Here is a 3,201-nt window from a genome sequence, read left to right as displayed (position 1 = left end):
CAGGCTGTGCAAAAACCGATGGCGAGCGGCGCCGGCCGCGTCGCCGTCGCTTACGCGGCGTACAGCGCGTGGATCAGCGGGCAGCCTGGGTCCTGACCGGCCTCGCAGGCCCGTACCGAGCCGGCGAGGACCCGCTCCATTCGCTTGAGGTCGGCGATGCGCGCACGCACGTCCTGCAGGTGCGAGGCCGCGAGATCCCTGACCTCCGCGCAGGACGCCTGGCCGCCGGCGGCGAGCGCCAGCAACGCGCGAACCTCGTCCAGCGTGAAGCCCAGCTCCCGCGCCCGACGCACGAAGCCCAGGCGGCCCACGTCGTCGCCACCGTAGCTGCGATAGCGGCCGCGCCGGGGCGGGGCCGGCATCAGGCCGATCCGCTCGTAGTAGCGGATCGTCTCGATGTTGCAGCCCGTGCGGCGTGAGAGCTCGCCGATCTGGATCGCCTGGTCGGCCATGGGGAGCGCGGCTTTCGATTAGGGCTTGAGTCTGTAGTCGCTACAGATGGCATCCTAGTCGTCATTGCACCAGGAGACGACGGCGTGACGGCAAGCAGCGGGCTTCGAGTCCGACGGGAAGGACAGGGCGGCAAGCCCGCCGAGACCGCCTTGAACTGGGCGGCGGTCGCCGCTGCGGCCGGAGCGGTCTTCGCCTGGGCCGCATGCTGCGTCCTACCGATGTCGTTGGCGCTGGCTGGCCTTGGGCTGGGCGGTCTGGGCTGGGTCGCCGGTCAGCGCACCTGGTTTACGCTCGGGGCGCTGGCCTTGATCAGCGTGGGCTGGGTCGTCACCTGGCGCCGGGCGCGGACGTGCCGGGTCGATAGCAGCTGCGCTGCGCCATCACGGCTGGGGATCGCCATGCTCGGTGCGGCCACCGTCCTCGTTCTGCTTGCTCTGATCTGGCAGCCTATCGTCGAGCCCTGGGCCCTGGCGCTGATCCGGAGCGCCCGCGGATGAGCGACGTGCAGATTGAGCTCCGCTCTACGCTCACCTGTCCGCACTGCGGCCACCAGGCGACCGAGACCATGCCGACCGACGCCTGCCAGTACTTCTACGACTGCCAGGGCTGCGGCGTCGTCCTCAAGCCCAAGCCGGGCGACTGCTGCGTCTTCTGCTCTTACGCGGACGTGCCCTGTCCGCCCATCCAAGAAGCAGGGGCCAGCGGTGGGGCCGCCGCCTGCTGCAGCGGCGGCCGCGATGGGTAAGTGCGACGCGGTTGGCGGTGCCAAAGATTGGGCCAGCGACACGCGCGCCTTCATCGCGCTCTGGGCGCTCCCCGGCGCAGCGATGCTCGCAGCCCTCCTGCTGGAGCCCACGCTTCGCGCAGCCGTCTGGGCGGGCATGCTGGTCTGGATGGGCTTCGCCTGTCTGCTGAACGCCCGGCGGTGCGGCCGCATCCACTGCCGCGTGACGGGCCCCTACCTCCTGGCGATGGCAGGCTTGGTGGTCGCCTACGCCGCAGGCGCGGCACCGTTTGGCCCACACGGTTGGAGCTTCCTCGGGGGCGCAACCCTCATAGGCTTCGTGGTCCTCTGGTGGGGCAGCGAGCGTCTATGGGGCAAGTTCGGGCGGCCATAGCGACCAATCGGCTGAATACCCGCTACGCTCCCGCCGTCGGCGCCCCGCGTCGAAACCTGCCGCCGAGTGGACCTCGGCCTTGCCAAGTGGAATTGGCGACCAAATCACAGTAGAATCAATGAGCTACGAAACTGCCGTGAGGGTTCTCGTGAGCTTCTTGGAAGGAACAGATCGGACACAGGTAAGCCTGCTGCCTCCCTGCATCGATGACTATGTCGCTCCCGAATCCCTGGTGCGAGTTGTCGACGCGTTCGTTGGTAGTCTCGACCTCGCAGAACTCGGCTTTGCTCGCACCGTCGCGGCGGCGACCGGCCGGCCCGGCTACCATCCCGGGGACATGCTTCGGCTGTATGTCTGGGGCTATCTCAACCAGGTTCGCTCTTCCAGGCACCTCGAGCGGGCCTGCATCCGCGACCTTGAAGCGCTGTGGCTCATGAAGCAGCTCGCGCCGGACTATCGCACCATCGCCGCCTTCCGGCACGACAACCCCGAGGCCATCGTTGCGGCGAGCGCGGCATTCATCCAGTTCTGCCTCGACGGCGGGCTCATCACCGGCCGGATGGTGGCGCTGGACGGGACGAAGATGCGGGCCGTCGCCAGCCCGAAGAACATCGCCGGCGCCGAGCGGCTGGCTCGCGACGTCGCACATACCGAGAAGGAGATCGCCTACTACTTGGACCGGCTCGACGCCATGGACGAAGCCGTGACCCAGGGCTTCGACGACCAACCGGTTCACCGGCAGGCCTTCACTGACGCGATCGCCGCGTTGAGCCGGCGGAAGGATCGGCTGGCGCGCCGGCAAGAAATCTTGGTGGAACGCGCCGAAAAGGTGCTGGTCTTCGGCGAGCCCGACGCGAGGCCGATGGGCTACGCCCACTCACCCAAGATGCCCTGCTACAACATGCAAAGCGTCGTGGACGTAGATAGCGGTCTGATCGTCCACCACGACGTCGCCAACGAAGCGAACGACAGCCAACTCCTGCACCCAATGTCGCTGGCGACGATGGAAGTGCTGCAGGTCGACCGCCTGACTGTTCTGGCGGACGGCGGCTACTCGAACGCCCAGGCGATAGCGGCGTGCGAGCACGATCGAATCGAGGTCGCGGCGCCGATCAAGCGCGGCGCGATGAACACCGACTTCTTTCGGCCGACCCAGTTCGCATTTGATGAGGCGTCAGACACCATCCGCTGCCCGGCGGGTCAGACGATGAAGCCCTCCGGCAAACACACCCGCAATCGCGCCATCCGATATCGAACGACCGCCTGCAGGGACTGCCGCCTGAAGCCGAGATGCACAGCGGGCGCCCAACGGACGATCCATCGCCTGTTCGACCAGGCGGCGCTCGATCGCATGGAGGCGAGGATCTACGCCAATCCAAGCCTGATGGTGACGCGCCGATGCACGGTTGAGCACCCGTTCGGCACGATCAAGCGAATGTCGGGAGGTGGTCGGTTCCTTACCCGCGGCCTCAGAGCAGTAAAGGCAGAGGCAGCGCTCTCCATCCTGGCCTTCAACATCATCCACGCGGTGAATGTCTTCGGTCCGGCGCGCCTGACACCGTCGGCCTAAACGGCCGGCTCGATGCGGCGTCCACGCCAGGGCGGCCGGCGAGTTTTGGCACAGCCTGGG

At 67.5% G+C, this 3,201-nt stretch carries 5 protein-coding genes; 4 read left to right on the top strand and 1 reads right to left on the bottom strand.

Annotated elements, in window-relative coordinates:
• Positions 1–50 precede the first annotated feature (50 nt).
• Positions 51–452, bottom strand: coding sequence for a MerR family transcriptional regulator (locus tag ACFQ27_RS20715; RefSeq protein ID WP_257817738.1), 402 nt, complete (start codon positions 450–452; stop codon positions 51–53).
• Positions 453–536: 84 nt separating this feature from the next.
• Between ACFQ27_RS20715 and ACFQ27_RS20710 the strand changes: the two genes are divergently transcribed.
• From ACFQ27_RS20710 to ACFQ27_RS20695, 4 genes are all read left to right on the top strand, one after another.
• Positions 537–950: an MFS transporter permease gene (locus tag ACFQ27_RS20710; RefSeq protein WP_068878769.1), complete on the top strand. Its 414-nt coding sequence runs from the start codon at positions 537–539 to the stop codon at positions 948–950.
• Positions 947–1,198 (top strand): GDCCVxC domain-containing (seleno)protein, encoded by a 252-nt coding sequence (locus ACFQ27_RS20705; RefSeq protein WP_068878768.1) that lies wholly within the window; start codon positions 947–949, stop codon positions 1,196–1,198. Before ACFQ27_RS20710 ends, ACFQ27_RS20705 begins: the two co-directional genes overlap by 4 nt.
• A complete protein-coding gene (locus tag ACFQ27_RS20700) occupies positions 1,191–1,571 on the top strand; it encodes a hypothetical protein (RefSeq protein WP_257817739.1) in 381 nt (126 codons plus the stop codon). The genes ACFQ27_RS20705 and ACFQ27_RS20700 overlap by 8 nt, the downstream gene beginning before the upstream one ends.
• A 118-nt stretch (positions 1,572–1,689) precedes the next feature.
• On the top strand, positions 1,690–3,141 hold the full coding sequence (locus tag ACFQ27_RS20695; protein WP_231733458.1) for an IS1182 family transposase: 1,452 nt from the start codon (positions 1,690–1,692) through the stop codon (positions 3,139–3,141).
• Positions 3,142–3,201: the final 60 nt, after the last annotated feature.

This window comes from Phenylobacterium conjunctum (genome assembly GCF_042679085.1).
Classification (GTDB): Bacteria; Pseudomonadota; Alphaproteobacteria; order Caulobacterales; family Caulobacteraceae; genus Phenylobacterium; species Phenylobacterium conjunctum.
Note: the sequence above shows the minus strand (reverse complement) of the source record. Positions and strands in the feature narration are given on the sequence as shown.